This is a genomic window from Rhodothermales bacterium, assembly GCA_013002345.1.
Taxonomy (GTDB): domain Bacteria; phylum Bacteroidota; class Rhodothermia; order Rhodothermales; family JABDKH01; genus JABDKH01.
In genome coordinates, this window is the sequence record JABDKH010000304.1 from 1 (window position 1) to 4033 (window position 4033).

3 protein-coding genes are annotated in these 4033 nt (G+C 59.7%); all 3 read left to right on the forward strand.

The window, feature by feature from the left end; all coding sequences use genetic code 11:
* Positions 1–1626: a sodium/solute symporter gene (locus HKN37_14395; GenBank protein ID NNE47838.1), complete on the forward strand. Its 1626-nt coding sequence runs from the start codon at positions 1–3 to the stop codon at positions 1624–1626.
* 26 nt (positions 1627–1652) lie between these two features.
* Positions 1653–2531 (forward strand): carbohydrate kinase, encoded by an 879-nt coding sequence (locus tag HKN37_14400; protein ID NNE47839.1) that lies wholly within the window; start codon positions 1653–1655, stop codon positions 2529–2531.
* Between the two features lie 11 nt (positions 2532–2542).
* Positions 2543–4033, forward strand: a 1491-nt coding sequence (locus HKN37_14405) for an amylosucrase (protein NNE47840.1), incomplete at its 3' end; no start/stop codon positions are given.

Below are 4033 nucleotides of genomic sequence, written 5' to 3' on the forward strand. Positions count from 1 at the left end.
ATGGTCCTGATCTACGTGATCTTCATCGTCGTGATGGGGTTCTATTTCGCCCGGCGAACCGAGACAACGGCAGACTACTTCCTTGCCGGCCGTTCTCTTACCTGGTGGCTGATCGGCTTCTCACTCTTCGCGTCCAACGTGTCGTCGAGCACGCTGGTGGGTCTCTCGTCGGCCGCGTTTAGTTCGGGCGTCTCGGTGTACAACTACGAGTGGATGGCCGCACTCGTACTCGTGGTCTTTCTCGTCTTCTTCCTGCCGTTCTATCTGAAGACGCGCGTGTTCACGATGCCGGAGTTTCTCGAGCGTCGATTCGATGAACGCTCCAGATACTATTTCTCCGCGCTGCTTGTGATCATGAATATCGTGATCGACACTGCTGCTGCGCTGTATGCCGGCGCGCTAGTCATCCAGATCATATATCCACAGATTCCGATGTGGCAGTCGGTCGTGGCGCTCGGCATACTGGCCGGCATCTACACGATCGCCGGCGGGTTGAAGGCGGTCGTGTACACCGACGCGGTGCAGGCTGTGCTGCTCATAGTCGGGGCATCGCTCGTCGCCTGGCTGTCCTTCAACGCGGTCGGAGGCTCATGGGAAGCCATCAAGGCCGTCATTCCGGCCGACGACCTGAGCATCATCCGACCCGCATCCGATCCCGTCATGCCCTGGCCTGGACTCATCACCGGCGTCTTCCTGCTCGGGTTCTACTTCTGGGGGACCAACCAGTTTATGGTCCAGAGAACGCTCGGCGCGAAGGATCTGAACCACGGTCGCTGGGGTGCACTCTTTGCCGGACTCCTGAAGCTGCCCATCATTTTCATCATGGTCCTGCCCGGCATCTTCGGCCGCCTGTTGTACCCTGCTGCGACGCATCCCGTGCTTGCAGACAATCCGGATCTGATTTTTCCGACGATGATGTTTGATCTGCTTCCGGTCGGCCTGCGCGGACTGATTATCACCGCGCTGGTCGCTGCCATCATGTCGAGCGTCGACTCGACGCTCAATTCTGCGTCGACGCTGGTGACCATGGATTTCATCAAGAAGCTCAGACCGGACACGCCGAATCATGCGCTTGTGATCGTCGGCCGGATCGTTACGTTCGCATTTATGGCACTTGCCATCCTCTGGGCGCCCCAGATCATCAAGTTTCCGAACATCTGGACGTACCTGCAGCAGATGCTCTCGTACCTCGCGCCACCCATCGTGGCTTGCTTCTTCCTGGGCGTGTTCTGGAAGCGGGCTAACGGAAATGGCGCGCTCGCGGCGCTGATCGCCGGACACGTGGCTGCCGCCATTTTCTTCATCCTCGCACTGAAGGACATAATCATTGTGCAGACGCACGCGCTGTCACCCGATCAACTCGACCTGGTCGCCGCCGGCGTTCCTGTGATTCACTTTCTGTACCTCGCCCCCGTCCTGCTGGCCATTTCGATTATCGCGCTCGTCATTGTCAGCCTCTCCACCGAGAAACCGGACGAGGAGGTGGTGCGGACCCTGATCTGGTCGCCGGCCGTGTTCCGCGAAGAGCGGGCCGCCCTCGCGGGATTGAAATGGTACCAGAACTACCGGTACCAATCCGCCGCAATGATTGTCGTCATTGCGATCTTCGTCGTCACTTGGTGGTAGAAGATGGTGAACCAAACAGTGATCGCATGACCACCTCGATCGTCACCGTCGGCGAGTCCCTCTGGGATGTGTACCCGGACGAGCGCCACCCGGGCGGAGCACCCACGAACGTTGCCTTCCACGCGGCAAGACTCGGGAACGACAGCAGCATCATTACGCGCATCGGCGAGGACGAGTCCGGTGAACAGCTCGTCGCATACCTGCGCGAGCACGGTGTGAATACGTCATTCGTCCAGCGCGACCGCACGAAGCCGACCGGCACCGTCAAGGTCGAGTTCCAGCACGAAGATCCATGCTACACGGTCGTCACGGATGTGGCGTGGGATTACCTCGCGGCCACGGATGACGCACGCGAACGGGTCACAACGGCGGATGCCGTGTGCTTCGTTTCACTCGCGCAACGGCACGATGTCGCCCGCCAATCCATCCATACGCTGCTGGCAGACGCCCGCGGGCAGGCCCAGATCGTATTCGACGTCAATCTTCGTCCGCCGTTCGTAAGTGCGGATGTTCTCGACGCCTCCGTACGCCTCTCGAATGTCGTCAAGATGGGCGAATCGGAGCTTCAACACGTCTCCAGCCTGATGGGCCGCACGAACCTGGTCGATTGGCTGATCAACGACATCGGTGTTGAAGCCGTGTGCGTGACCCGCGGCGAGAGAGGAGCCTCGATGACCACAAAATCGTCAAATGTAGACGTTGCAGGAGTTGGGGCAGATACCTCAAACGGTGATCCCGTTGGTGCCGGCGATGCATTCGTCGCTGCGCTCACTCACCAGCTTGTACGAGGATCGGATATCGAAACTATGCTTCAGTTTGCCAATCGCTATGCAGCACTCGTCGCAGCCAGACGCGGCGCGATGCCCGTCCTCGCACCGTCGGAGCTCGCCGAACTGAACGTCTAGATTCAACCTGCATGCCAGAGAACGAAGAGAGCGGATTACGCATCCGTGATGCCGCGGTCGCGCGTTTACGCGACGAGTTTCCAGCCGTTCTGGAAGATCACCCCATGCTCGAGCGACGCCTCACCCGTCACTTCGAGGAATTCTGGGTTCCCTATCACGCGGTCTATGGTGATCATTCCGGGATCGAAAAGCGAGTCTGGAGGCTCTTTCGCATCCTGGCCCAGGGGCTCTCGTCGCGAGATGCCCGCCTGATCGAGCGCGACGAGCAGAGAGATGCGTCGCCCCCGTGGTTCCAGGACGAAGGCACGATCGGCATGAAGATGTATGTCGACATGTTCGCGGGCGATCTCAACCGGCTCCGCAAACGCGTCGACTACCTGGGCGAACTGGGCCTCTCGTATCTGCACCTCATGCCATTGATGAAGACACGCAACGGTAGCGACGACGGCGGCTTCGCCGTGTCGGACTACCGAAAGGTGAAGCCGTCACTGGGCACGGTCAAGCAACTCCGGACCCTCGTGCATGAACTACATCGCAACGGAATCAGTGTTGCTCTCGATCTGGTGATGAACCATACGTCGTGTGAGCACAAGTGGGCACGAAAAGCAGCGAAAGGAAGCCCGAAGTATCAGGCTTACTATTTCATGTTCGAAGATGGCTCCGTGCCTGAAGCGTACGAGCAAACGCTGCCGTCGGCGCCCCCCGGGATCGCACACGGGAGGTTGTCCTGGATGCCCATGGCAGAGAAGTGGGTCTGGACCACTTTCCACGATTTTCAGTGGGACCTCAACTACGCGAATCCAAACGTCTTCGAGGCGATGTGGGGGGAGATGGTTGCCCTCGCAAATCTGGGCGCCGACGTCCTTCGCCTGAATGCCGTGCCGTTCATCTGGAAGCTCCTGGGCACAGATTCCCCCAATCAGCCGGAGGCGGTTCTGCTCGTTGCAGCGTATCGGGCCCTGATGCACGTGTTCGCCCCGGCGGTGGCGTTCAACACGGACATGATCGACGTGCCGAACAGCACGGGTCGCTTCACCGGCGTGCAATTCGAGGGCACAGCAGCGGACATCACTCCGGATGACACGTTGATGAGTCACCTGTGGCATGCGATGGCCTGCGAGAATGTTCACCTGCTCAGATCAACACTCACTGCAGAGCCGAACATCCCGCCCGACACGACCCGTGCGAACTACATTCGCTCCCACGACGCGGTCGCGTGGAGCATATCCGACGAGCAAGCTGCGGCCGTGGGACAGAACGGGAACGATACGAGACGGTTTTGTACCGAATTCTATTCCGGACAACTGGCAGGCTCCTATTCGGCCGGGTACCGGTTCGTAGCGGACGCGCACGCAATCGAGGCGCCAATATCCGGAACCGCAGCAGCCCTCGCCGGCCTTCAGAGGGCCGTGATCGAGAAGGACACAGATCAGGCCGAACTCGCCATCAAGCGTCTCCTCTTGCTCAACGGAATAGCGTTCTTCATGCGAGGCTTCCCGCTG

Bases quoted from the DNA above. Each gene is read 5' to 3' on its own strand.
- HKN37_14395 (NNE47838.1), top strand. From the start codon at position 1: ATGGTCCTGATCTACGTGATCTTCATCGTCGTGATGGGGTTCTATTTC.
- HKN37_14400 (NNE47839.1), top strand. From the start codon at position 1,653: ATGACCACCTCGATCGTCACCGTCGGCGAGTCCCTCTGGGATGTGTAC.